Here is a 24,678-nt window from a genome sequence, read left to right as displayed (position 1 = left end):
TGATACTTTTTGATAAGATAATAAGGTATATAGCAGGCTTTATCTTTTATTTATTACATCTGCTAACCATCCATCGAATTTTATAACATCTATTTTTTATCATACTCATATTTTTTGATTCACTCCTTTTCAGAAATCCTTCTAACCAAAATTTGACTACTTAATAGCAGTAAAATAAACGTCTATAAAACATATCAAAGTTTCATGTTAATTTTTGATAAATAAAAATTTTGTATAAAAAAGAAGCCGGAAAAATCTCTCCAGCTTCTTTTTACCTATTTTTTCTCCATTTATGCAGCAATTGACCAAAGATAAATCGGCGTTTTTTAGTTTCTTGGGTGATTGGAACCGACACATTCTGTATTGCATAATCCATCAATAATTGTTGGCTATCCACCATTTCTTGCATTGTTGATTTTTTTACGTAATTTCCATCCGCCATTAATACACGTGCTTTCTGGTTATCATACTCTTGCGCCTCTATGATTTCATGGATTTTTGCCCTCACCTTTTCATCATAGATCGGACAAGCAACCTCTACCCTTCTTTCGGTATTCCTTGTCATAAAATCCGCAGAGGAAATATACATTTGTTCTTGTGTACCGTATCCAAAACAATAAATCCTGGCATGTTCCAGATATCTTCCGACAATGCTGCAAACCTGGATATTTTCTGTTTTTCCTGGTATTCCGGGAATAATACAACAAATGCCACGTATTATCATTTTAACCTGCACCCCAGCACAAGAAGCTTCCGCCAATTTTTCAATGATTTGGGCATCTGTCAAGGAATTGATTTTAATAAAAATTCTACCATTCTGCCCTTTGGAAATTTCCTGATCTATAAGCTGAAGCACTGTGGACTTCAAAGAAACTGGCGCAACTAACAGATCATGGTACTCACCCTGCAAATTAGCAATTGACATATTTTTAAAAAACTCCGCTGCATCCTCTCCTATCTTTTGATTATAAGTTAAAAGGGAAAGGTCAGTATATAATTTGGCTGTTTTTTCATTGTAGTTTCCAGTACCCACCTGTGTAAGATACCGGATTCCATTCCGTCCTTTCTTTGTAATCAGGCATATTTTAGAGTGGACTTTATAAAAATCAAACCCATAAATAATATTACAACCTGCATCCTCTAAACGTTCCGACCAGTCAATATTATTCTGTTCATCAAACCTTGCTCGCAATTCGATTAAAACAGTAACACTTTTACCATTCTCCGCTGCCGCACAAAGATACTCCACCAATTTAGCTTTGCTTGCCAAACGATATATTGTAATTTTAATGGATATTACAGAAGGGTCATTTGCCGCTTCTTTTAATAGTTTTAAAAATGGTTCCATGCTTTCGTATGGATAAGACAATAACAAATCTGACTTTTCTACTTGCTGAATCATACTTTCTGTCTGTTTGATATTGCCTGGCCACACAGGCGTAAACTCTTGATAAACAAGAGGCTTTCTTTTTGATTCTGGTAATTTTGAAATTAACTCATATACATAAGCCATTTTTAATGGAGATGTTGTAGTATAAATTTGTTTTTCGTTGATTTTGAGTTTTTCCATCAAATAGGCAGAAATTTTTTCGCTCTCAAAATTGGATAGTTCCAGCCTTACAGGCGCCAACCTTCTACGCTGCCCTAATACTTTTTGCATTCTTTTTCGGAAATCTGGTTCATCTGCGAACACTTCATCATCTGGATTGACATCCGCGTTCCGGGTAACACAAAATACAGTCTTTTCTACTACGATATATGGCTCAAAAATTTTATCGGCAAATTCTAATATTATATTTTCTACCCCAATATATCTGGTGTCACTGCCAGGCAGGTAAAAAATATCTGGTAAAATGCTGGGAACAGGAATCACTCCAAACACTTCTTTTTTCTTGTGTCTGAGCATTACACCGATATAGATAATATTATTTGCTAAATGAGGAAATGGATGGTGGGTATCAATGATTTGAGGGGAAAGGATAGGGGCAATGGATAGTTTAAAGGATTGTTTTATCTGTTTCTTTTCGTTTTCTTCCAATTCTTTATATTTCAAGTAAAAAACCCCATGTAGACGGAGTTGGCTTTCTACTTCATAAAAAAGTTGTTCCCGTTTTTGGTAGAGTGGCTTCACATCTTCAAAAATCCTGCTCAATTGTTCTTTTGGCGTTAAACCGGATTTATTGTCTATATTTTTCTTTTCTAGATTTGCCAAATCAAACAAACTACCAACACGGATCATAAAAAACTCATCTAAATTACTGGTAAAAATAGAGATAAACTTTAGACGTTCCAAAATTGGGACTGTTTCATCCATTGCTTCGCTTAATACCCTGTCATTAAACTTTAACCAGGAAAGTTCCCTATTTTGAGTAAACCCTCTTTCATATAATTTACCCAACTAAAATACCCCTTTCTTTTAACATAGAAAGCATATAGCCCTCCCGAACACCGCATTTGCTGGTAACAAATTGTGTGCTGCCATAGTATTTTGCGATTGTATCAAAAATAACAATTCCTGGAATTAAAGTATGGATTCGTTCTGGGGCAACAGCAAGAATATTTTTTACCATATAAGATGGATTATCCAACAAATTGGAAAGTACATGCCGTAGCTCTTTTTTGGAGTATTCCATTGTTTTTATCTGATTATTTTCTGTTCTGCGAATTAATTTTAACGCAGCACGAGCAGTGCCACCTACACTGTATATAGTAGGACTTTCGATATTGCCCTGTGGGTTTTCTAATGTTTTTAGTTGTTTTTTTACTTCTTTCCTTATCTGTTTCATTTCCTTTTCTGTTGGAAGAACCTGCTCTACAAAACGGCTGTACAGGCTTAACGAACCAATTGGCAGAGATTGCGCCGAAACCACCTGTTTGTTTTGAAAAAATGTCAATTCTGTACTTCCACCTCCAACATCAACTAAAAGCCCTTCCTCTTTAATGCCACTATGTAAAATACTATTATAATCAAAAATCGCTTCTTCTTCCCCTGTTAAAATACGGACATCAAACCCGCTCTGTTCTTTTATCTTACAAAGGATTTCATTTACGTTGTTGCGTCCACGTAAAGACGCTGTTGCAAATGGGAAAATTTCTTCTATTTCAATTTGGGAAAGGATTTCTTTTAATTCTCCTAAAATCCGAAGCAGTTTTGTAATGCCCTCTTCGTTCATATTGGAATTATCATCAATATATCCAGCTAGTCCTGCTGTGTATTTTTTGTTAATCATAGGATAAAGCTGATTATTTTTAATCGAATATAAGACCATCCGGATGGTATTGGAACCGATATCAATTGTTCCGTACATAGTAAAGTTTCCTCCATTGTACTATAATTATACATCGTTAGTTTTATCATAACACTTTTTCTGCCACGCTCTACCTTATTCAGGTTAAATGTTTGTAAATTGCAACTTTTTTATGGATACTTATTAAAAATAAAAAACGCTTTACGATGGCTAATAAAATATCCATCGTAAAGCGTTAATAAATTACATGCTCTCTGGAGCATCAATCTTTAACATTGTCAATACATTTTCCAATACAATATTTACCGCAGCACACAAATTTAACCTCGCCTGGGTTAAATCAGGGTTTTCATTTCCCCTTACCTTGCATGCGTTATAGAATTTATGGAATAAAGTAGCCAGATCCAATACATACCGGGTAATACGGGCTGGATCATATGCTTTTGCAGCTTCCACAATATCTCCTGGCAGTTTTGCCAGATGGCGGATCAATTCAATTTCTTCTGGAGCGACCAAAAGGCTATAACCCTCTGTATTTGAAGTTGGTACAAATCCATCCTCTTTTAAATTTGCTAAAATCGAACAGATTCTTGCATGGGCATACTGTACATAATAAACTGGGTTACTGGAATTTTGTGCCACAGCCAAATCCAAGTCAAAGTCCAAGTGGGAGTTGCTCTCTCTCAAATTAAAGAAGAAACGAGCTGCGTCAATTGGAATTTCATCCAACAGGTTCACTAAAGTAATGGATTTTCCAGTACGTTTGCTGACCTTAACCGGTTCTCCATCCCGCATCAAACGTACCATCTGCATCAACACAACATCTAGCTTATTTCCATCCAGACCAACAGCATTCATTGCACCTTTCAACCGGGCTACGTGTCCGTGATGATCAGCCCCCCAAATATTGATAACTTTATCAAAATGGCGGATCGCAAATTTATTATAATGGTAAGCAATATCAGCGGCAAAATAAGTCGGGATCCCATTGGCACGAACCAGCACATCATCTTTTTCTGCACCAAATTCAGTTGCCTTGTACCACAAAGCCCCATCTTTTTCATAGGTTAAACCATTATCTTTTAAAATAGTAATAACTTTATCTACTAAGCCGTCTGCATATAAACTGCTTTCTTTAAACCAAACATCATATTCGATCCGGTATTTTCCTAAATCTGTTTTCAGGTTCGCAATATTAAGAGGTAGCGCATAATCTACCAATGCTTTCTTACGGGTTTCCTCATCTACATCCATGAATTTATTGCCATATATGCCAGCAAAATTCTTTGCATGTTCGATGATGTCAACGCCATGATAAGCGTTTTCTGGAAGTTCTACAGCATCTTCCCCTTTATAAATCTGCTGGTAGCGGACACTTAATGACATCCCAAATTTTTCAATCTGGTTTCCTGCATCGTTGATATAGAATTCTTTTGTGACATCATAGCCAGCCCAATCCAGTACAGCTGCTAGACAATCCCCAATTGCGCCACCACGAGCGTTCCCAATGTGCATTGGCCCTGTTGGATTGGCAGAAACAAATTCCACCATCACCTTTTTATGGTTTCCAAAATCACTTTTTCCATAGTGTTCTTTTTCTTCTAAAATGGATTGTACTACAGTTCCAAACCAATTCTGGTTTAAGAAAAAGTTAATAAAACCAGGACCCGCTATTTCAAACCGTTCAAAACAGGTTCCAGTTAAATCAATCTGTCCACAAATAATCTCCGCAATTTTTCGTGGCGCCATCTTAAAACTACGAGCGGATACCATTGCTACATTGGTGGCAAAATCACCATGTGAGGTATCCCCCGGAATTTCAATCTGGAATGCTGGGATTGGCTCCGCAGGCAGTTCTCCCTCTGCCACTGCCTGTCCTATCGCTTTTAAAAGCACTTCATGCAAACTATCGCTTGCAGATTTCATTGGATTTGACATAGTTACCTCCGTTTTACTGTCCTAATTTTTTGGGCGCACCTGAATCTGAATCGTATTTTCAGATAGGATTTCCCCCTCGTTCAAAATATAGTATTTCATCAATATACTGCCATGGCCATTCTCGGCAAGCTCACAGCAAATTCGGTTGGGCTGAACCCCTAACATCATTTCCAGCCCACCAAAAGAAACCAAATTGGTAGAACGAACATTCTCCTCCAAAGATAAGGAGTAGGATGTATCTCCACTGTTCTTTAATGTAATTTTATTGGTATGATGAGCAATTAAAGTAGTTTTTATGGTGTTGCCGTCATCATAAACAGTATCATAAATCAAATAGTATTTTCCATTTTTTAATGCAAGAATCCCCTCGGTAAAAAATTCGGAGGAATCATCTCCTTCATCGGTATGGAAACTGCTATTGACTGTAATCAGTACTGGTTGTTTCATCTTAAATCATTTCCCTTTATTTTTGTTACCAGACATGATGTTCCACAGAACCTGTTATTTCTTCATTTAAAAAGATAGTCGCATTTTCAGTAAATGTTTCTATGCTATCGCTGACATAAAAAGAACGGTTTCCTGGTTGTTCTGAGTTCAGCAGCATATTCTCCCGGCTCAACATCGCGGCAGCTGTCCTGGCTGTTTCATACCCTGAATCAATTAATTTAACGCCTTTTCCTAAAATATCGCCAATAATTTCTTTGATAATCGGAAAATGGGTACACCCTAAAATCAAGGTATCCAAATCCGTCCCGATAATCGGCTTTAAATAATCTTCCGCTACCATACGGGTTACCTGATTATCACGGTTGATATATCCATTTTCTACAAGTGGCACAAACAGTGGGCAAGCAATACCAGTTACCACTGCTTTTGGCAAAATAGTACGGATCGCCTTTCCATATGCCCCGCTGCGAATTGTGGCTGAAGTCCCTAAAACACCGATATGCCCTGTCTTTGTTTTGGCACAGGCTGCCTGGGCAGAAGGAATAACAACTCCTGTATAAGGCTGCTGCAGATGGGAAGAATATTCCTTAGGCAGTACAGCACTTACCGTACCACAGGCTGCAATAATCATTTTTACCTGATGATGCTGCAAAAACTGGATATCCTGTTTGGCATATTCGATAATGGTTTCCTTTCCACGGGTTCCATAAGGTACTCTACCGGTATCCCCAAAATACACAATATTTTCATGAGGCAGTATTTTCATTAGTTCTTTTACTACCGTCAGGCCACCAAGACCTGAATCAAAAACACCTATTGGTTGTTGGTTCATAGCAATAACCCCCTTTTTTGAATTGATTTTTCACCGAGGATTAAGCGCGTTCTATGGCCAATTCAATTAACTGGCTCAATAATTCCCCATAAGGTAAACCAGTTGCTTCCCACATTTTTGGGTACATACTAATCGAAGTAAATCCTGGCAATGTATTGGGTTCGTTCAAATAAATTTCGTTTTGATCAGTGACAAAGAAGTCCACTCTTGCCATCCCGCTGCAACCCCAAGCTTTATATGCTTTTACAGCGATCTCCCGTAATCTATTCGTGGTATCTTCATCTAAATCCGCTGGAATCTGTAGTTTAGAATCCGCAATATATTTTGCCTCATAATCATAAAAATCATTGCAGGAGATAATTTCTCCAGGGATAGAGGCTTGCGGGGTTTCATTTCCCAGCACAGCACATTCCACCTCTTTTCCCACTATCATTTCTTCTACTACAATTTTTTTATCATGGGTAAATGCCAGTTTAATTCCATCCCTTAAAGACTGATAATCTGTTGCTTTGGTAATCCCAACAGAAGATCCTGCGTTTGCCGGCTTCACAAAAACAGGAAATCCTAATTGATCGATTACCCTTGTACAAAATTCATCTAATTGAGGAAGTTGGGATGCTAACATATAATTCCATTTGGCATTTTTAATCCCTGCGTTATCCATAATAGTATGGGTCATCGCTTTATCCATACAAACAGCGGAACTTAATGTATCACATCCTACAAAAGGGATTCCGGACAAAGCAAATAGCCCCTGAATAGTACCATCCTCTCCATTTTTTCCATGTAAAACAGGAAATACACAGTCCAACTTCAATAAGCTGGTAGACCCATCCTGCATGATTTTAATAATTCCATGGTGCATGCGGTCAGGGCTAATGATCGCAGGACAACAATCCGGATGGTCTTTCCATTTTCCTGTGGCGATTTCCTCTACTGGTCCTGGATAAAAAAGCCAACGCCCGCTTTTGGTAATACCGATACAAACTACCTCATAACGGTCCTGAGGAATATTTTGAATCACAGAGGTAGCGGACATCAGGGATACTTCATATTCCGAAGAAACCCCGCCAAAAACAACAGCTACTCGCAATTTTTTTGACATTTTCATAAACTCCTATCGTTACGCCTTCCCAAATAAAAAGGCTTTTTCACTTTTCATTCACATATCCAATTTGGTTCTATTTATAACAGTTTAATACTATGATATCATAACATATTCAAAACACAAAAACAATATCCATCCTATTTTTTATTATCAAAAGAACCTCTCCCTTGTGTTGCGAACATATACTGCAAATTTTCTAACTTACTTACGAAATAAACTATAATTTTCTTTCTTCCTTTTAATATGGGAATGTTTTTTCTCTTTTTACAAAAAGTGTTGCTAACAAATAGTGATTCTAACACAAAATAGGAAAAAAGCTTTGTTTTTCTTAGAAAACGCTTGCAACATTTACAAAAAAGCGGTATGATAAATCTGTATCCATTGGTGATAGTGATAATATTGTAAGAATACAAAAAAACCGCCGGAATACGGTTGACGGTTTGCGTTTTCTGTGGTATTATAGTAATCACCTCTAAAAGGGTTTATTTTTTTGTGCAAAAATTTATGGACGTTCCTTTTAGAGGGAGGCAGAAATTGTCCGATTATCCAGGAGGTGCCGATATGAGAGTAAAAATTACCTTAGCTTGCACAGAGTGCAAACAACGTAATTACAACACAATGAAGAACAAGAAAAACGACCCAGACAGACTTGAAATGAACAAGTATTGCCGTTTTTGTCGTAAACACACTCTTCATAAGGAAACAAAGTAAGCGAAAGGCGGATGTACCATGGCAAAAGCTGAGACAAAGAAAAAGCCAAACTTTTTCAAACGCATTATCGCATACTTTAAAGATCTGAAGAGTGAGATCAAAAAAGTTGTATGGCCAACTAAACAAGCTACACTTCGCAATACAATTGTTGTATTAGTTACAATTGTTGTATTAGGCTTATTTATTGTATTGCTGGACTTAGGGTTTACCAGTCTGCTTGGTTTATTGCTTGGCAACGCATAATTTGATTTTGATCGTAAAACCACAGAGGGGCTGATGATCCGCTTGTAAACGGACTTGACCTTTTTAAAGGTGCCGCGCAGTGGAAAAAACCGCATTGCCTTTTTATTGGGGCAGCACGGTGCTGAAAAAAATGGAGGGTTATTCATGTCAGATGCCGCAAAATGGTATGTAATCCACACCTATTCTGGCTACGAAAACAAAGTAGCACAAAACATTGAGAAAGCGGTGGAGAACCGCCAGCTCCATGACCTGATTCACGAGGTAAAAATCCCAACTGAAACAGTTGTTGAATTAAAAGACAACAAAAAACGGGAAGTAGAACGCAAGCTGTTTCCAAGCTATGTGTTGGTGAAAATGGTTATGACGGATGATTCATGGTATGTTGTACGCAATATCCGTGGAGTTACCGGATTTGTGGGGCCGTCCTCAAAGCCAATTCCTCTCAGTAAAGCAGAAGTAGAGAAATTAGGCGTGGAAGAGAAAAAGGTGGAAGTAGATTACAAAGTCGGTGATACTGTTAAAGTAATCGACGGTGCAATGGAAGGTTTTGTTGGAATCGTACAAGAACTTGATATCGATAACAATCAGGTAAAAGTGGCGGTTTCAATGTTCGGCCGTGAAACACCAGTTGAGCTGGAGCTCAGCCAGGTTGTTTTGATGGACGAGTAGTCCTGTATTTTTTTGAAACAGGAAAAATGTAAAATTTATATTTAAAAATTGACGTTGCTGTATTTTACAGCTCGTAACCGCTTTCTGTTTTAGAAAGTGGGGCGTTTGGAATACAAAATAGGAAAAACGCTTGTGGGAGGAACAACCACAAAACCGTGGGCACAAACACGGCAAATTGTGAAAAATCATTGTTCCGCCTTACCACAATTTTTGGAGGTGCAATTTTAATGGCTCAAAAGGTAGTAGGCTTAATTAAGCTTCAAATCCCAGCAGGAAAGGCAACACCGGCTCCACCGGTAGGTCCTGCATTAGGTCAGCATGGTGTTAACATCATGTCCTTTACAAAAGAATTCAACGAGCGCACAAAGAATGATGCAGGTATGATTATTCCTGTTGTCATTACTGTTTATGCCGATCGTTCCTTTACCTTTATTACAAAAACACCACCAGCTGCTGTGCTGATTAAAAAAGCTTGTAATATTCAAAGCGGTTCTGGTGTACCAAACAAAACAAAGGTAGCAAACATCACTAAGGAGCAGGTTAAACAAATCGCCGAAACAAAAATGCCAGATTTAAATGCTGCTAACCTGGAATCTGCTATGAGCATGATTGCTGGTACCGCACGTTCTATGGGCATTGTAGTAGTAGATTAGTTGCCCGCTGGTGGGAGGAAAATTCCGCTAATTACCACTCATGAGGGAGGATAATAAGTAATGAAACATGGTAAAAAGTATGTAGATAGCTTAAAAGCTTTTGACCGCAATGTAAACTATGACGGAAAAGAAGCTCTTGAGCTGGTTGCAAAAAATGCAAAAGCAAAATTTGATGAAACAGTTGAACTGCATGTAAGATTGGGCGTTGACTCCCGTCACGCTGATCAACAGGTTCGTGGCGCTGTTGTTTTACCAAACGGAACCGGTAGAAGCGTTCGTGTATTGGTATTTACAAAAGGCGATAAAGTACAGGCTGCTTTGGATGCTGGTGCGGAATACATCGGTGACGAAGAAATGGTAGCGAAAATCACAAAAGAAAACTTCATGGATTTTGATGTAGTAATCGCTTCCCCAGATATGATGGGTGTTGTTGGTCGTCTTGGTAAAATCCTGGGGCCTCGTGGTTTAATGCCAAACCCAAAAGCTGGTACAGTTACTCCTGATGTTGCAAAAGCTGTTACCGAAGCAAAAGCTGGTAAAATTGAGTACAGATTGGATAAAACTAATATCATCCACTGCCCTATTGGTAAAGTTTCTTTTGGTGCTGATAAACTCAGCGAAAACTTTGAAACTTTAATGGATGCTATTGTAAAAGCAAGACCATCTGCATTAAAAGGTCAGTACATCAAATCCTGCGTAGTTTCTTCTACAATGGGCCCTGGTGTAAGAATCAACATTGGTAGATTCGGTGGCTAAGTTTTAGCTTGACTTTTGACCCAAAATAAGATATAATAAAATAGTTGTTGAAATCCAATAACTTTAGCTGTTTTTCTTAAGACAGCAGGTACGCAAGTGTAAAAGGGAGTTCCCTTGCCTGCCGAGGAGAAGTGCTTATTAATACTTGTGTATTATGCCCTTTCTTCGCGGTAGTGCGTAGAAAGGGCTTTTTGTTTACAAAATGCAAAGATGTGAAATCTGGGAGGTGAATCACTTGCCAAGCGAAAAGATTCTTCAAACAAAACAACAACTGGTTGCTGAATTAACTGAAAAAATCAAAGGCGCAGTTGCTGGTGTTATCGTGGACTACAAAGGTATCAATGTAGAACAGGATACTAAAATGAGAAAAGAGCTGAGAGAGGCTGGCGTTGAATATTTCGTTGTAAAAAATACAATGTTACGTTTTGCTATCAATGCTTGTGGCTACGAAGCTTTAGACGAACACTTAGAAGGTACTACTGCGATTGCAATTAGCACAGAAGATGTTGTTGCACCTGCAAAAGTAATTTCTAAATACGTGAAAGAATTAGGTGACACAACTGATTTTGCTGTAAAAGGCGGCTTCATGGAAGGTAATGTTATTGATGCTGCTACTGTAAAAGAGTTGGGCAACCTGCCAACAAAAGAACAACTGGTTGGTCAGTTACTGTCCGTTCTGGTTGCACCTGTACGTGGTTTGGCTGTTGCGCTTAACGCAATCGCTGAAAAAGAACCTGCATAATCCAAGCAGGAATCATTTTAAAAAATTCATTCCCATTACGGGAAAAATAAAATCTTAGGAGGATTTATATCATGGCTGATATCGCAAAATTTATTGAAGATATTAAAGCTCTGTCTGTTCTTGAGCTGAATGAATTAGTAAAAGCAATTGAAGAAGAATTTGGTGTTTCTGCTGCTGCTCCAGTAATGATGGCTGGCGCTGCTGCTGGTGGCGAAGCTGCTGCTGAAAAAACTGAATTTGACGTTGTTCTGGTTGACGCTGGTTCTTCCAAAATGGGCGTTATCAAAGCAGTAAAAGAAATTACTGGTTTGGGCCTGAAAGAAGCAAAAGAAATCGTTGACAATGCTCCAAAAGCAATCAAAGAAGGTATTGCAAAAGCGGAAGCTGACGAAATCGCTGCTAAACTGGGCGACGCTGGAGCTAAAGTTGAAGTTAAATAATTTCAGTTTTACTGATAAAAACCGTGGTAACTTTTTACCACGGTTTTTTTATTGCAGCGGAAGCAAAATAAAAAGTTTTCACCTTCCGCTTAGCACAGTTGTAGTGTATTTTTTAGTATCTTTTAAGAGGCGAGCTAGTATGATTTCCTTCTGTGGTTGGTCATACTATATTGAATTATGATATGATAAGCCAGAGCCTTCCTATTGGTGATATCATCCTATTCCTTACTCATAGTTGGACCCTACCCTTTTGAAACGATCCATATAACTTTTCTAGCTTATTTAACTAAAAAGATTTCTTAAAAAATAGTTTGTATCATTTTTTACACCATTTTATATCATCCCCTTACGTTAATCAACTTGATTGAAATAATAAAATCAATATCTTGATATAAACACAGAATAATCCTGATTTTTTCTTTCTTTTTTCATAATTCTATTATATAATCAAAACAGACTTATTCATAGGAGGACTGTATGGGTGAACTAACAAAACTAATTGAAACTTATTGCAAGAATAAAATAACTCGTTTTCATATGCCTGGACATAAAGGAAATGCCCCTATATTGAAAAAGCTGGGGGCACCTTATGATATTACAGAAATCAAAGATGCTGATGTATTATTTTATGCAGAAGGCGTTTTGGCAAGGCTAGAAGATCGTTATTCTGATTTATACCAATCCACTACTGTATTATCCGCGGGAGGTTCTACCCTCTGCATCCAAGCTATGTTGGCATTGGCAAAACAACAAGGCGATACTATTTTAGCGGCACGGAATTCCCATGTGGCATTCATCAATACTTGCGCCTTATTAGATTTAAAGCCAATTTGGATTACACCAAATTACGATTCATCTACAGGGCTACTACAACAGCCAACCGCAAACCAGATTGAACTGGCCTTACAGCAAAATCCACAGGTACATACTGTTTATATTACTTCCCCAGATTATATGGGGTTGATGGCTGATATTTCAGCTATATCAAAGGTTTGCCATCAGCACCAAGCCAAACTAATTGTGGATTCCGCTCACGGCGCCCATTTAAAATTTACTTCAGAGGATTTACACCCTATTACATTGGGGGCCGACCTTTGCTGCTGTAGCGCACACAAGACATTACCCGTCCTGACAGGAGGAGCATTATTACACGCAAAAGGATATTCTTCTACAGAACTTAAAAGCAAAATGGCTTTATTTGGTTCTACTAGCCCTTCCTATCTCATCTTACAATCTTTAGATTATTGTGCGGATTATTTGGAACAACAGGCAAAAGAAGATTTTCAACAATTAGAGGAAGAACGGGATTATATTTCGTCAATTTGTCAACAAAACAACCTAAAATTGTTGGGACAGGATCCTACCAAATGGACATTGGACGGATTTGCTGTGGGGCAAACTGGTGAAAAATTGACAGAACATTTCAGGGAATACAAAATAGAGCCAGAATATACCAACTATGACCACACAGTATTCATGGTATCCCCTTTCAATTCTTCCACAGATTTTGCAAGGTTGGACGCTGCGATAAATAGTGTAACAAAAAAAACACCATTACAACATGCTACTTTTTCTTTTCCAGAATCCATACAGTTACTCACCCCACGGGAAGCGGTCTTTTCCGCAACAGAATCCCTTTCTATTTTTGATGCAATAGGAAAGGTTTGTGCCGAAAATAAAATTACCTGCCCTCCTGGAATCCCGATTATTACTGCTGGAGAACAGCTAACCTACCAGCATTGCGATCTTTTAAAAAATAGTGGCATTCTCACGATAAACGTGGTAAAATAAAAATGATCCCTTGACTGATAAGCAAGGCTTGACGAAGGAGTGAATCTATTATGAAACTGATTTATGCGATTATCAGCAGTGATGATAGCTCAATTGTATCTTCTGCCCTATCAAAAGCAGGGTTCTTTTCTACAAAATTAGCTTCTACGGGCGGTTTTTTAATGTCTGGCAACACCACTTTTATCTGTGCTACAGAGGACGAAAAGGTGCAGGAAGCAATCGATATTATCAAAAAACACAGTAAAAAAAGAAAACAGATGGTTCCATCTTCCGCTGCTTATGGAGCTGGTATGTATGCGCCATTCCCTGTAGAAGTAACAATAGGCGGCGCTACCATCTTTGTTACCAATATTGAACATTTTGAAAAAGCATAGCCTATGAGTTTTCATTTTTACGGAAATACAAAAGCATTGCAGGTGTTACAACAGTCTATTCAAACAGGGCATTTATCCCACGCCTATCTTTTTTATGGTCCTGCTGGAGTTGGAAAACAAACATTGGCCAAGCAATTTGCCCAAGCGATCTTTTGCCAGGGTGAAAATATTCCTTGTGGTCATTGTATTCCCTGCCAAAAAATGCTCAAAAATATCCATCCAGATTTTCAGGAACTGGGTGGACAAAATACCAAAAACAGTTTTCATGTTAAAGAGGTTCGGGCAATCCGTTCAGATGCTTACATCCGGCCAAATGACGGCGAAGCAAAGGTGTATTTATTAAATGGTGTGGATAATATGTCCAAAGAGGCAGCAAACAGTTTGTTAAAAGTACTAGAAGAACCTCCGGACAACGTGGTTTTTCTTTTAACTTGCCCTTCCCGTTCCGCTGTCCTCCCTACTTTAGTTTCCCGCTGTGTTCCAATTGAAATTTTTCCTGTTACACAACCGGAATGTATCCAGGCTTTACAGGAACTTTCACCAGACACAACATTGGAGGAAATCACAAGGGCTTCTCAGCTTTGTGACGGCATTATTGGAAAAGGGCTAGAACTGCTATCCGATCCAGAGGAAATCAAAGCATCTCAAACCGCTTTTCAGATTTTAGAAAGTCTTTCCAAAGGCAATGAACTCGCTGTTGTAGTAGCCCTTTCCCCTTTGGAAAACAGCCGCCCGTTCACTAAAAAAGTATTACTTTTTTTAAGTAACTTATTGCGTTTGGCATTACAGGCAAAAATTAAGAAAATATCAATTTTGGGATTGGATGATTTTATCCAAAAACAATCTATCCAATCCATTTTAAAAATGGCTGACACAGTAGAAACTTGTATTGGTATGTTAGAACAAAACGCCAATCTAAAATTGTGTGTAACATGGCTGTCAGCAAATTTACCTTATTCTATCTAATCATCCATATAAGGAGGTATCCATGGCTGAAATTATCGGTGTACGTTTTAAAACGGTAGGAAAAGTATATTATTTTGACCCAAACGGGCTTGAATTGAAAACAGGGGAAAAAGTAATTGTAGAAACCGCCCGAGGAGTTGAGTGCGGTGAAGTAGCCCTTTCTAATCGGGAAGTAGATGACTCTGAACTAGTTTCCCCATTAAAGCCTATTATACGAACAGCTACCCAAGAGGATTTGGCAATTGTTGCGCAAAACCGCAAAAAGGAAAAAGAAGCATTCCAAATCTGTGAAGAAAAAATTGCGAAACATCAACTGGAAATGAAACTGGTAGATGTGGAATATACCTTTGATAACAATAAAATCCTGTTCTATTTTACGGCCGATGGGAGAGTGGATTTCCGTGAGCTGGTAAAAGACCTGGCCTCTGTTTTCCGCACCAGAATTGAATTAAGGCAGATTGGTGTACGGGATGAATCCAAACTATTGGGTGGATTAGGCATTTGTGGTAGACCATTTTGCTGTTCTTCCTTTTTAGGGGATTTCCAACCTGTTTCCATCAAAATGGCAAAGGAACAAGGACTCTCTTTAAATCCAACCAAAATTTCAGGTACCTGTGGCCGATTAATGTGCTGTTTAAAATACGAACAAAATGTATATGAACAGCTCTTAAAAAATTCCCCTAAAATGGGTGCTTTTGTAAAAACACCGGACGGCACTGGTCATGTAATCGACTTAAACCTGCTGACAGATAGTTATACTGTCCGATTGAAAGATAACCCGGACGCTGCCCCACGCACTTATTCGAAAAAAGACCTTGTTATTATTAAAGATAATCAAATCCGTGTCAATAAACAGGAAATTGAAGAGTTAAAACAATTAGAGGATAAATAATTTTTTCGGATATTTTCCTCTCGATTTTATCAGATAATATTCACAGAATTTCCACTATTTTTTCTGTAGATTTTCTTGCTCAGAACTTGATATTTTTGCAGAATATGATAAAATATAGGTGTTATAACTTTTAGTTATAAAAATCAATAAGGAGGTAACGATCCATGGCTTATAAAATTTCTGACGAATGCATTAGCTGCGGCGCTTGCGAAGCTGAATGCCCTGTAAGTGCAATCTCTGCTGGTGATGGCAAATACTGCATCGATGCTGATACTTGTATCGATTGCGGTTCCTGCGCATCTGTATGTCCAGTAGGCGCTCCACAAGCTGAATAGTGGAATCGTTTTATTACATGAAAGCAGTCCAATTAAATTGGACTGCTTTTTTCTACTTATAAATACAACTTTTTATCTATTATTTTTTTAATTTTTACAAAAAATTAGTATCATTTGCCAAACAAATGTGTTATAATAATAAAAACAATGGTATTTGTCCACTGTTTTAATCCAAAAGTATAGAAAGGATGCAGCAACATGAAACATACAATTATTACAATAGGAAGACAATTTGGAAGTGGTGGCCGAGAAATCGCACAAAAATTATCCCGCTTGCTGGAGATTCCTTTTTATGATAAAGAATTGATCGAAGTGGCGGCAAAGGAGAGCGGGATGCACCAGGATGTGGTCAAAAATATTGACGAAACCGCTTCCCACAGCTTGCTTTATTCGCTATCAACCGGTTCCTTTATTTTGGGAGGCCGCTATTCTCCGTTAACAGATGCACCAATTAATGATAAACTGTATTTTATCCAATCCGACATCATTCGTCACATTGCAGATGAAGGAAGCTGTATTATTGTAGGACGTTGTGCGGATTATATCCTTCGGGAACGTCCAGAGCTATTAAGCCTATTTATTTACGCGCCACTGGAAGAACGGATAAAACGTATCTCTGACCTTTACGATCTCACTCCAAACAAAGCAAAAGAGAGAATCATGAAAACAGACAAACGCCGTAATACCTATTATCATTATTACTCTGACCGGAAATGGGGAGATCTAGAGAATTATCACTGTTCTGTAGATAGCAGTATGCTGGGTGTTGACGGCACCGTAAAATTTTTGGCGGAACTGGCAAAACAAAAAGAGGCATCACTGGAAAAATAATAGATTCTATTTTATTCAACTATAATATTTCCCCTACTTTTATTATAAAAAGGAACTCTTATCATGATAAGGGTTCCTTTTTATACATATTCTAAGTAATCTTCTCTAGAACATAAAAAATATTGGTTATATTATGCATTTTACTGCTTTTATCTTGAAATAGTGTAGGTTATTAGGATATAATGATAGATAGGTTTTTGTACCTAAAACAATTATCGGTACTGTAAAATAAATTTCAATAGTTAGGAATCTAAATCAGCCAATCTTACAAAACAGCGAGTAAAACTTTCTTATCTATATTTTTGGCATCGCTGGAGGATAATCCTGCATCCTAGCAAGATTGTTTATGGTAAAAATAAAGGTTGACTATTTTCCATACAATTTGCAGTCCGAAAACAAACACTGGGAGGTTTTTTATGTTAGTTAATACAAAAGCAAAAGTTGGGGTATTTTCCATTGCGTTAGGTGCATATCTTCCTCAATTCCCATCACTGGTACCAGAATTTGAAGCACAATATGATGCATTCAAAAAGACTATTCCGGATTCAGTAGAAATTATTGATGGTGGAATGGTGACAACAAAAGAACAGTCACAGGCTGCTGGGGACCTGTTCCGTGCAGCAGATGTTGATTTAGTATTTTTACAGCTTTTAACTTATGCTACATCTTACAACATGTTACCTGCTGTAAAAGATCTGGATGTACCTGTTGTTCTTGTAAATGTTCAAAAGTTGAAAGCATTGGATTATGACCACACAGATATTGCTTCATGGCTTGGTGAAGGTTATGCATGTGGAGCTGTTGGTGAAATGGTAGCTGACCTGGAACGTTTTGGCAAGAGACATGCTGTAATTACAGGTGTTGTAGAAGGTGGAGATTCTTCCGTTCAATCAGAAATCGAAGAATGGTGCCAAGCAGCTCAGGTGCGTAGAAGATTCCGTGATACAAATATCGCACAAATCGGAAGACCATACCCTGGCATGATGGACCTCTATATTGATGAATCCAACCTGTACAGAAGAATGGACTTATACACCAAACAGTTTGACTGGGAAAAAATGTGGGTTATTGCGGATAATATTACAGATGAAGATGCCATCCGCGCTAAAGCACAAGATATTCTGGATACCTTTGATATTGAAGGTGGCGGAAGTATTGAAGAAGTATGGGAAATGGCAAAATACGTTGTTGCGTTTGAACAATGGGTAAAAGACGAAAAACTCGGCTTGATCGCATCCCATTATGATGGTTTTGCTCAGGGAAAAGCAGGCGTACTGGATAGTATGCTGATTCCAGCTTTCTCTATGCTGATCAAACAAGGAGTTGCCTGTGCCGTTGAAGGTGATATGAAAGTTGCGATGGCAATGAGCATTTTGAAAACAATTTCAGGTACTGGACAACTTGCTGAAATGTATTCTGTTGACTTTAACGATGATATTGTAATTATTGGCCATAGTGGTTCCGGTGATGCGGATATCTCCAGCAAAAAACCAACCATGAAAATTGTAAAAGTATTCCATGGTAAAACAGGTGGCGGATACCTCACACAATTCTATCCACATCTTGGCCCAGTTACTTATTTGGCAATCACACAGGATGGAAATGGCAACTTTAAATTTATTGTTGCAGAAGGTATAAATGAAGAAGGAAAAATCCTCTCCTTCGGTGATACAAATATGAGAACCCGTTTTGAATGTGGGGCAAGAGAATTTATTAACCGTTGGAGTGAATGTGGTCCTACACATCACTTTGCTGCAGCTTCTGGCAGACATATTGAAAAAATCCTGAAAGTTGCAAAAATATTCAACGTGCCTGTTGAAATTGTAACCAGATAAAAATCGGAAAATTTTAGTGTATCCTTCCGCTAAATAGAAGTATGAGACTATAACTTCTATGAGCTACTATGAAGCAATATCGAGTTAATACACTCTTTACGCTTTTTCGTTATCTTTCAGTTCAGGGATAGATTCTATTCTGAGAGAAATAAGGTAATCGGCCTAATACGGATATCTAATATTTTCTATTATAGTTATGAAAAGAACCTTTGCATAATACAAAGGTTCTTTTTTATAAAACAGTATCAGCATTATGAACTATAATATATAAAAATAATTAGTTATAATATATGTTTTGCTGATTTAAACTTGAAATAATGCACAAATTTGATATATAATGGTAAATAGGTTTTTGTGCCTAAAATTATATAATCTGAAAGGAGAAAAGAACATGAAGACCAAAAGCAAAATCAGGTCCATACTTGCTGCGGTATTAGCAGTATGCCTGATGTTACAGATGGTTGTTGGATTAAATATTACTGCGTTTGCGGCAGATCCAGCTCTTTCTGTAACCAATCTGGAGGTAGAGTCCTCCGTCAACCCATTAGGGATTGACAACACTACACCAAATTTCAGTTGGAAAATTGATTCTTCTGAGCGCGGTGTAACGCAAAAATCCTATCATATTCAGGTCGCAACCAGCCAAGAAAACCTGAAAAATGGCCCTTATGTATGGGATTCCAATGTAGTAGAATCCGATCAATCCGTTAATATTGTTTATAATGGTGAGGCATTACAGCCTACTACCCGCTATTTCTGGCAGGTAACTGTTACAGACAATAAAGGTAACACCGCAACCTCTAGTGAGGAAGCTTACTGGGAAACTGGTTTAATGGAGACAAATTGGTCTGCAAAATGGATTGAACTAGATGAGGGAGCACAACCATCTCCAGCAAATTATTCTGTTGAAATGGATTTCCGTATCCTCAAAGATGATATTGGTATTATCTTTGCGGCAAAAGACACTTCCAATTTCTTAATGTGGCAGGTAAACACATTTGAAAAGAAATTTAATGGAAAAACTAGCTTCCGCCCACACCAATGGGTTAACAATGCAGCAAGCTGTATTGATGAAAAATCTATTGATGATGTTATTCCAGTAGAAGACCAACAAAAACAGCATCATATCAAAATTCAAGTGGAAGGCAACCAAATCACCACTTGGATTGATGATATACAAATTGATCAACGCACTAGCGACTTAGCTGCTTACGGAAAAATTGGTTTCCGTCAAGTAACCAATGCAGGTGACTGTGATGAACACGGAAGCTTTGACAATATCGTTGTAAAAGACACAGATACAGATGATATTCTGTTCTCTGAAAATTTTGATAACGGCAATAGAAGCTTCAATTTTGGTACTGTAAATAATGGAGAATTAGAAGTTTATAATACTTTGGGATTACAAAAAGATTCCATGAGCTCCGCTCCAATGTACCGTAAAGAATTTGATGTCAACAAAGAAATCAAAAAAGCAACTATTCATGCTTCCGCTTTGGGTATTTACGAATTGGAAGTAAATGGCCAAAAAGTAAGCGACGATTACTTTAACCCAGGCTGGACAAACTATGAACTGAACCAGGACGACAACAACTATGTCATGTATCAAACATTTGATGTAACAGATTTGTTGCAACAAGGCAAAAACGTCATTGGTGCAATGACTGGACACGGTTGGTATTCTGGTAAATTGTTTGTAGGCGGTAATAACCGTTACGGTACAGGCTCCAAACTGCTCTGCCAAGTAGAAGTAGAATATGCAGATGGAGAAAAGGCAATTGTTGCCGCAACTGATTCTTCTTGGAAAATCAACGGAAATGGACCAATTATTGAGGATGACTTCCAGGGCGGTGAAAGCTATGATGCTAATCTGGAAATCCCAGGCTGGTCCACAACAGCATACACGGAGGATTCTTCCTGGTATTCTGCAAAAGAATCCAGCTATAATGGTGACATTGTTGCTCAAATGGGACCAACCGTAAAAGCAATCCAAGAATTTAAACCAATTGAAGTAACCAATCCTTCCGAAGGTACTTATATCTTTGACCTTGGACAAAACATTGCTGGTTTTGCCCGCTTACATGTAAAAGGTGAAGCTGGAACAACAGTAAAACTCCGTTTTGGTGAAATGCTGAACCAGGATGGTACTCTATATACAGACAACCTCCGTTCCGCAAAAGCCACCGACTACTACACCTTAAAAGGTGATGAAAACGGTGAAACTTATGAACCACGTTTTACCTTCCACGGTTTCCGTTACATTGAAGTAACCGGTTATCCTGGAGTTCCTACTGCAGAAGATATTACAGGGATTGCATTAAGCTCCTTGCAAGAAACAACTGGTACATTTACTACTTCTAACGAATGGGTAAACCAGTTACAAAGCAATATTACTTGGGGCCAGAGAGATAACTTTATCAGCGTTCCTACCGATTGCCCACAGCGTGATGAACGTTTAGGCTATACTGGTGACGGACAGGTATTTGTTCGCACCGCTTCCATGAACATGGATGTAAACCAATTCTTTGTAAAATTTATGGAAGATGTTATTTCCAACCAACGTGCAGATGGTGCAGTTGCTGACTGGACTCCAAACTATGTAACACCTGGTGATGGCATGAGTGGTTCCTTTGGTAACTCCGGTTGGGGCGATGCCGTTGTAATCATCCCATGGACCATGTACACCACTTATGGTAATACAGATATTATCAGACAATCCTATGACGGAATGAAAAAATGGGTAGACCGTTACAACACTATGGGCGGAGATTCTCATATCTTACCTTCCAGCTGTAGTGCTTATGGGGACTGGTTATCCATTAACGCCGATACTCCAAAAGAGGTTATTGGTACTGGTTATTTCGCATACTGCGCTAACCTGTTATCCAAAATGGCAGAAGTTATTGGAGAAACAGAAGACGCAACATATTATCACAACTTATTCCTTGAAGTACGCGACGCATTCAATAAAGAATTCGTTGATGCAGAAGGTCATGTGAAAGGCCAAACACAAACCAGCTATCTGGTTGCTTTAAAATTTGACTTATTACCAACAGAAGAAGCGAGACAAAAAGCAGCTGACTACTTAGTAGCAGATATCAAAGCAAAAGATTGGCATCTGTCCACAGGCTTTATCGGCGTTGCTTACCTCTGCCCAATGCTGACAGAAATGGGTTACTCTGATGTCGCTTACCGTCTATTATTACAAGACACTTACCCATCTTGGCTGTACAGTGTAAAAGCTGGTGCAACAACCATTTGGGAACGTTGGAACTCTTATATCGCAGAAACCGGACAATTCGGTGATGTTGGCATGAACTCCTTCAACCACTACTCTTTAGGTTCTATTGGTGAATGGTTCTACAACTATGTAGGCGGTATTATGTATGATGAAACAAATCCTGGTTACAAAAATGTAACTATCAATCCATATCAGGGTGGGGACTTAGAATTTGCGAATACTTCTTATGAAACTCCATATGGTACAATTATCAGTAATTGGAAATATGTAGACAACAATACCTTACAAATGGATGTACAGGTTCCTGCAAACTCCACAGCTACTATCTATGTTCCAACAGAAGATGGCGGTATCGATAATATTACAGAAAACGGTGCAGCAATTGCCGAATCCGAAGGCGTAGAATTTGTTGGCATGGATGACAATAAAGCAATGTTTAAAGTAGGTTCCGGTAATTACACCATTCAAACAAAAGTAACCCGTGAATACTTATTAAACATCGCCGATTCCAACACAGCGGCTGCTAGCTATGTGTCCATCAATGGTGGTGAAATGCAGAAACTACCAATCTCTGAACCCGTAAAAGCAGGCGATGAAATCACATTAAAAGTAACACCTGTAAACGATGTTGACTATCAATTCTCCAGCATCTCCGGTGCAGTAGAATCTGATAAAAATGAAGTAACCTTTACCATCGAAGGTACTACAAACGTAACAGTTACCAACTCAGAAATTGAGCGTGTGGACCTAGCATTAAATAAAACCGTTAATTCCAGTCCATCTATCAATAACACAGATTGGAATAACAAATATTTAACAGATGGCAATAAAATTTCTACCACAGGTAGTATGGGATACACCTCAACTTCTACCACTACTCCAGATGTAAACCACTGGGTAGAAATTGATTTGGGTGCTAACACCGAATTTAACCGCATTCATATCTATCCAAGAACTGATGTGAAAACAGCGGATGGAAAAACACCATCCTTCCCAAAAGACTTTACCATACAGGTAAAAGCGGATGGCGCTTCTGAATACACTACAATCGGAACCTATAACGATTATACTGCTCCAGAAGGAAAACCAGCTGTATTGACATTTGATGAACTGCAAAATGCACGTTATATACGCTTAAATGTTACACGTGTAGGAGATCCTCCAGCAGGAGAACCTTACTATCTACAGTTGGCTGAAATGGGCATTTACAATGAAGTTGAAACCCCAGAACCACCAGAAGTAGATAAAACAGCATTAGAAACCCTCTACAACCAGGTAAAAGATACTGATTTGAACCAGTATGTAGATGGAGAAGCAAAAAATACCTTTGTAGCAGAACTGGAAAAAGCGAAAAACCTGATTGCGAATGAAGAAGCAACCCAGGAACAAGTTAACGAAGCAGTAACAGCACTGCAGAATGCTTATGACGCACTGGAAAAGAAACCAGTAGAACCAGTGGAAACCAATAAAGATATCCTAAACAAAGTAATCGTATACGCAGAAGAACAAAAAACATCTGATGACTTTAACAATGTTATCGCAGATGTACAGGAATCCTTCAACGCAGCATTGGATGCAGCAAAAGAAATTGCGGCAGATCCAGCAGCAAGTCAGGATGCAGTAGATGCAGCATGGAAAGCATTAATGACCGAAATCCATAAACTGGGCTTTGTCAAAGGAGATATTACTTCCTTAGAAGCTCTGGTATCCTTGGCAGAAGGCTATGACATGAATGACTATGTAGAAGCAGGTCAGGCAGAATTCTTAGAAGCATTGAAAACAGCGCAAGATTTATTAGCGGATAAAGACAATGCAATGCAGGTAGAAATCGAAACAGCAGAAAGCAATCTGTTGAATGCGATGCTGAACCTGAGATACAAAGCAGATAAATCCATCCTGGAAAAAGTAATTGCGGAAGCCAACGGCAAAGATGCGAACGCATATACAGCGGAAAGCTACGCAGTACTGCAAGCAGCAGTAGCAGAAGCAAACGCAGTAATGGCGAACGAAGATGCAACCCAGGAAGAAGTAGACGCAGCAGTAGAAAGAGTACAAGAAGCAATGAAAGGTCTGGTAGCAGTAGAAAAACCATCTACCGAAACACCAGATGACAACAAAGCGGATGGTACACAAACAGGACAAGAATCTACCATAACAAAAGCAAACGCAGCCAAAACAGGTGACGTTGCTCCAATTGCTGGTATTATGGTTCTTGCATTGGCTGGTACAGCTGTAACCTTACTGAAAAAACGGAAATAATTCTGTTTTATCGTAACAAAAAGGGTAGTAGAAAATTTCTACTACCCTTTTTCTATTATCTACTATAGAAAATATCGAAAACAAATGTTATTTATCTACTTTACAGACGATGAGAATGGAATTCCTCTATCTTTTTCCATTCTATACAGAAATAAGATGTTTTCTTATCTTAAATAAACCACTAATTCCATTGAAAACAACATCTTTTATAGGTAAATAATATCGTACCATAAACTTCGTGATTTCATGTCTCACTCTTATTGACTCATAACAATCCCAAATCAATGTTAAATCCATTCTATTGTTCTTTCTTTTTATAAAATATCTATTTATCATTGGATAAAACAGTTATAAGATTTTTGCAAGA

General features: G+C 38.3%; 21 protein-coding genes and 1 other annotated feature. Of the genes, 15 read left to right on the top strand and 6 right to left on the bottom strand.

Going from position 1 to position 24,678, the window contains the following annotated elements; all coding sequences use genetic code 11:
• Window positions 1–271: 271 nt before the first annotated feature.
• From ppk1 to BQ2683_RS05785, 6 genes are all read right to left on the bottom strand, one after another.
• Window positions 272–2,398: a polyphosphate kinase 1 gene (gene ppk1 / locus BQ2683_RS05810; protein WP_069988084.1), complete on the bottom strand. Its 2,127-nt coding sequence runs from the start codon at window positions 2,396–2,398 to the stop codon at window positions 272–274.
• Window positions 2,391–3,308 (bottom strand): Ppx/GppA phosphatase family protein, encoded by a 918-nt coding sequence (locus BQ2683_RS05805; protein ID WP_069988083.1) that lies wholly within the window; start codon window positions 3,306–3,308, stop codon window positions 2,391–2,393. Before BQ2683_RS05805 ends, ppk1 begins: the two co-directional genes overlap by 8 nt.
• Before the next feature lie 183 nt (window positions 3,309–3,491).
• Window positions 3,492–5,186, bottom strand: a complete 1,695-nt coding sequence (gene argS, locus BQ2683_RS05800) for an arginine--tRNA ligase (protein WP_069988082.1) — start codon at window positions 5,184–5,186, stop codon at window positions 3,492–3,494.
• Window positions 5,187–5,207: 21 nt separating this feature from the next.
• Window positions 5,208–5,633 (bottom strand): YwiB family protein, encoded by a 426-nt coding sequence (locus tag BQ2683_RS05795; protein ID WP_069988081.1) that lies wholly within the window; start codon window positions 5,631–5,633, stop codon window positions 5,208–5,210.
• A 25-nt stretch (window positions 5,634–5,658) separates the two neighbouring features.
• The gene (gene murI / locus BQ2683_RS05790; protein WP_069988080.1) at window positions 5,659–6,465 is read right to left on the bottom strand and encodes a glutamate racemase; all 807 of its coding nucleotides are present in this window, start codon (window positions 6,463–6,465) and stop codon (window positions 5,659–5,661) included.
• A 40-nt stretch (window positions 6,466–6,505) separates the two neighbouring features.
• Complete coding sequence (locus tag BQ2683_RS05785) at window positions 6,506–7,570, bottom strand: D-alanine--D-alanine ligase family protein (RefSeq protein ID WP_069988079.1); 1,065 nt, start codon at window positions 7,568–7,570, stop codon at window positions 6,506–6,508.
• Between the two features lie 564 nt (window positions 7,571–8,134).
• On the opposite strand from BQ2683_RS05785, the gene rpmG reads away from it, so the two are divergent.
• The 15 genes from rpmG to BQ2683_RS05710 all read left to right on the top strand — a co-directional run bounded on the left by rpmG (window position 8,135) and on the right by BQ2683_RS05710 (window position 24,311).
• Window positions 8,135–8,284, top strand: a complete 150-nt coding sequence (rpmG, locus tag BQ2683_RS05780) for a 50S ribosomal protein L33 (RefSeq protein WP_069988078.1) — start codon at window positions 8,135–8,137, stop codon at window positions 8,282–8,284.
• An 18-nt stretch (window positions 8,285–8,302) separates the two neighbouring features.
• A complete protein-coding gene (gene secE / locus BQ2683_RS05775; RefSeq protein ID WP_069988077.1) occupies window positions 8,303–8,527 on the top strand; it encodes a preprotein translocase subunit SecE in 225 nt (74 codons plus the stop codon).
• A gap of 144 nt (window positions 8,528–8,671) precedes the next feature.
• Window positions 8,672–9,196: a transcription termination/antitermination protein NusG gene (gene nusG, locus BQ2683_RS05770; RefSeq protein ID WP_069988076.1), complete on the top strand. Its 525-nt coding sequence runs from the start codon at window positions 8,672–8,674 to the stop codon at window positions 9,194–9,196.
• Between the two features lie 227 nt (window positions 9,197–9,423).
• Window positions 9,424–9,849 (top strand): 50S ribosomal protein L11, encoded by a 426-nt coding sequence (rplK, locus tag BQ2683_RS05765; RefSeq protein ID WP_069989450.1) that lies wholly within the window; start codon window positions 9,424–9,426, stop codon window positions 9,847–9,849.
• 60 nt (window positions 9,850–9,909) lie between these two features.
• Complete coding sequence (gene rplA, locus BQ2683_RS05760) at window positions 9,910–10,605, top strand: 50S ribosomal protein L1 (protein WP_069988075.1); 696 nt, start codon at window positions 9,910–9,912, stop codon at window positions 10,603–10,605.
• 57 nt (window positions 10,606–10,662) lie between these two features.
• Window positions 10,663–10,808 (top strand) — a sequence feature (ribosomal protein L10 leader region).
• A 23-nt stretch (window positions 10,809–10,831) separates the two neighbouring features.
• Window positions 10,832–11,347: a 50S ribosomal protein L10 gene (gene rplJ, locus BQ2683_RS05755; protein ID WP_333724067.1), complete on the top strand. Its 516-nt coding sequence runs from the start codon at window positions 10,832–10,834 to the stop codon at window positions 11,345–11,347.
• 71 nt (window positions 11,348–11,418) lie between these two features.
• Window positions 11,419–11,787: a 50S ribosomal protein L7/L12 gene (rplL, locus tag BQ2683_RS05750; RefSeq protein ID WP_069988073.1), complete on the top strand. Its 369-nt coding sequence runs from the start codon at window positions 11,419–11,421 to the stop codon at window positions 11,785–11,787.
• A 477-nt stretch (window positions 11,788–12,264) separates the two neighbouring features.
• On the top strand, window positions 12,265–13,578 hold the full coding sequence (locus tag BQ2683_RS05745; RefSeq protein WP_069988072.1) for an aminotransferase class I/II-fold pyridoxal phosphate-dependent enzyme: 1,314 nt from the start codon (window positions 12,265–12,267) through the stop codon (window positions 13,576–13,578).
• Between the two features lie 50 nt (window positions 13,579–13,628).
• The gene (locus BQ2683_RS05740; protein WP_069988071.1) at window positions 13,629–13,952 is read left to right on the top strand and encodes a cyclic-di-AMP receptor; all 324 of its coding nucleotides are present in this window, start codon (window positions 13,629–13,631) and stop codon (window positions 13,950–13,952) included.
• Between the two features lie 3 nt (window positions 13,953–13,955).
• Window positions 13,956–14,918 carry a DNA polymerase III subunit gene (locus BQ2683_RS05735; RefSeq protein WP_069988070.1) on the top strand — a complete coding sequence of 321 codons (963 nt, stop codon included), beginning with the start codon at window positions 13,956–13,958 and terminating at the stop codon, window positions 14,916–14,918.
• A gap of 22 nt (window positions 14,919–14,940) precedes the next feature.
• Window positions 14,941–15,810, top strand: a complete 870-nt coding sequence (locus BQ2683_RS05730) for a PSP1 domain-containing protein (protein WP_069988069.1) — start codon at window positions 14,941–14,943, stop codon at window positions 15,808–15,810.
• A 164-nt stretch (window positions 15,811–15,974) separates the two neighbouring features.
• Window positions 15,975–16,145, top strand: coding sequence for a DUF362 domain-containing protein (locus BQ2683_RS05725; RefSeq protein WP_069988068.1), 171 nt, complete (start codon window positions 15,975–15,977; stop codon window positions 16,143–16,145).
• Between the two features lie 198 nt (window positions 16,146–16,343).
• The gene (locus BQ2683_RS05720) at window positions 16,344–16,976 is read left to right on the top strand and encodes a cytidylate kinase-like family protein (protein WP_069988067.1); all 633 of its coding nucleotides are present in this window, start codon (window positions 16,344–16,346) and stop codon (window positions 16,974–16,976) included.
• Window positions 16,977–17,392: 416 nt separating this feature from the next.
• Window positions 17,393–18,811: an arabinose isomerase gene (locus tag BQ2683_RS05715; protein WP_069988066.1), complete on the top strand. Its 1,419-nt coding sequence runs from the start codon at window positions 17,393–17,395 to the stop codon at window positions 18,809–18,811.
• Between the two features lie 391 nt (window positions 18,812–19,202).
• Entirely contained in the window at window positions 19,203–24,311 is a 5,109-nt protein-coding gene (locus tag BQ2683_RS05710; RefSeq protein ID WP_069988065.1) for a family 78 glycoside hydrolase catalytic domain, read from the top strand.
• Window positions 24,312–24,678 lie beyond the last annotated feature (367 nt).

It is taken from the genome of Massilioclostridium coli (assembly GCF_900095865.1).
GTDB lineage: Bacteria > Bacillota > Clostridia > Oscillospirales > Ruminococcaceae > Massilioclostridium > Massilioclostridium facile.
The sequence above is the reverse complement of the archived record's forward strand: the minus strand, read 5'-3'. Positions and strand labels throughout refer to the sequence as shown.

What these genes read in the sequence shown, in the direction of transcription:
- BQ2683_RS05805 (WP_069988083.1), bottom strand. Translation starts at nt 3,308, where the DNA reads ATGTACGGAACAATTGATATCGGTTCCAATACCATCCGGATGGTCTTA.
- argS (WP_069988082.1), bottom strand. Translation starts at nt 5,186, where the DNA reads ATGTCAAATCCAATGAAATCTGCAAGCGATAGTTTGCATGAAGTGCTT.
- BQ2683_RS05795 (WP_069988081.1), bottom strand. Translation starts at nt 5,633, where the DNA reads ATGAAACAACCAGTACTGATTACAGTCAATAGCAGTTTCCATACCGAT.
- murI (WP_069988080.1), bottom strand. Translation starts at nt 6,465, where the DNA reads ATGAACCAACAACCAATAGGTGTTTTTGATTCAGGTCTTGGTGGCCTG.
- BQ2683_RS05785 (WP_069988079.1), bottom strand. Translation starts at nt 7,570, where the DNA reads ATGTCAAAAAAATTGCGAGTAGCTGTTGTTTTTGGCGGGGTTTCTTCG.
- rpmG (WP_069988078.1), top strand. Translation starts at nt 8,135, where the DNA reads ATGAGAGTAAAAATTACCTTAGCTTGCACAGAGTGCAAACAACGTAAT.
- secE (WP_069988077.1), top strand. Translation starts at nt 8,303, where the DNA reads ATGGCAAAAGCTGAGACAAAGAAAAAGCCAAACTTTTTCAAACGCATT.
- nusG (WP_069988076.1), top strand. Translation starts at nt 8,672, where the DNA reads ATGTCAGATGCCGCAAAATGGTATGTAATCCACACCTATTCTGGCTAC.
- rplK (WP_069989450.1), top strand. Translation starts at nt 9,424, where the DNA reads ATGGCTCAAAAGGTAGTAGGCTTAATTAAGCTTCAAATCCCAGCAGGA.
- rplA (WP_069988075.1), top strand. Translation starts at nt 9,910, where the DNA reads ATGAAACATGGTAAAAAGTATGTAGATAGCTTAAAAGCTTTTGACCGC.
- rplL (WP_069988073.1), top strand. Translation starts at nt 11,419, where the DNA reads ATGGCTGATATCGCAAAATTTATTGAAGATATTAAAGCTCTGTCTGTT.
- BQ2683_RS05745 (WP_069988072.1), top strand. Translation starts at nt 12,265, where the DNA reads ATGGGTGAACTAACAAAACTAATTGAAACTTATTGCAAGAATAAAATA.
- BQ2683_RS05740 (WP_069988071.1), top strand. Translation starts at nt 13,629, where the DNA reads ATGAAACTGATTTATGCGATTATCAGCAGTGATGATAGCTCAATTGTA.
- BQ2683_RS05735 (WP_069988070.1), top strand. Translation starts at nt 13,956, where the DNA reads ATGAGTTTTCATTTTTACGGAAATACAAAAGCATTGCAGGTGTTACAA.
- BQ2683_RS05730 (WP_069988069.1), top strand. Translation starts at nt 14,941, where the DNA reads ATGGCTGAAATTATCGGTGTACGTTTTAAAACGGTAGGAAAAGTATAT.
- BQ2683_RS05725 (WP_069988068.1), top strand. Translation starts at nt 15,975, where the DNA reads ATGGCTTATAAAATTTCTGACGAATGCATTAGCTGCGGCGCTTGCGAA.
- BQ2683_RS05720 (WP_069988067.1), top strand. Translation starts at nt 16,344, where the DNA reads ATGAAACATACAATTATTACAATAGGAAGACAATTTGGAAGTGGTGGC.
- BQ2683_RS05715 (WP_069988066.1), top strand. Translation starts at nt 17,393, where the DNA reads ATGTTAGTTAATACAAAAGCAAAAGTTGGGGTATTTTCCATTGCGTTA.
- BQ2683_RS05710 (WP_069988065.1), top strand. Translation starts at nt 19,203, where the DNA reads ATGAAGACCAAAAGCAAAATCAGGTCCATACTTGCTGCGGTATTAGCA.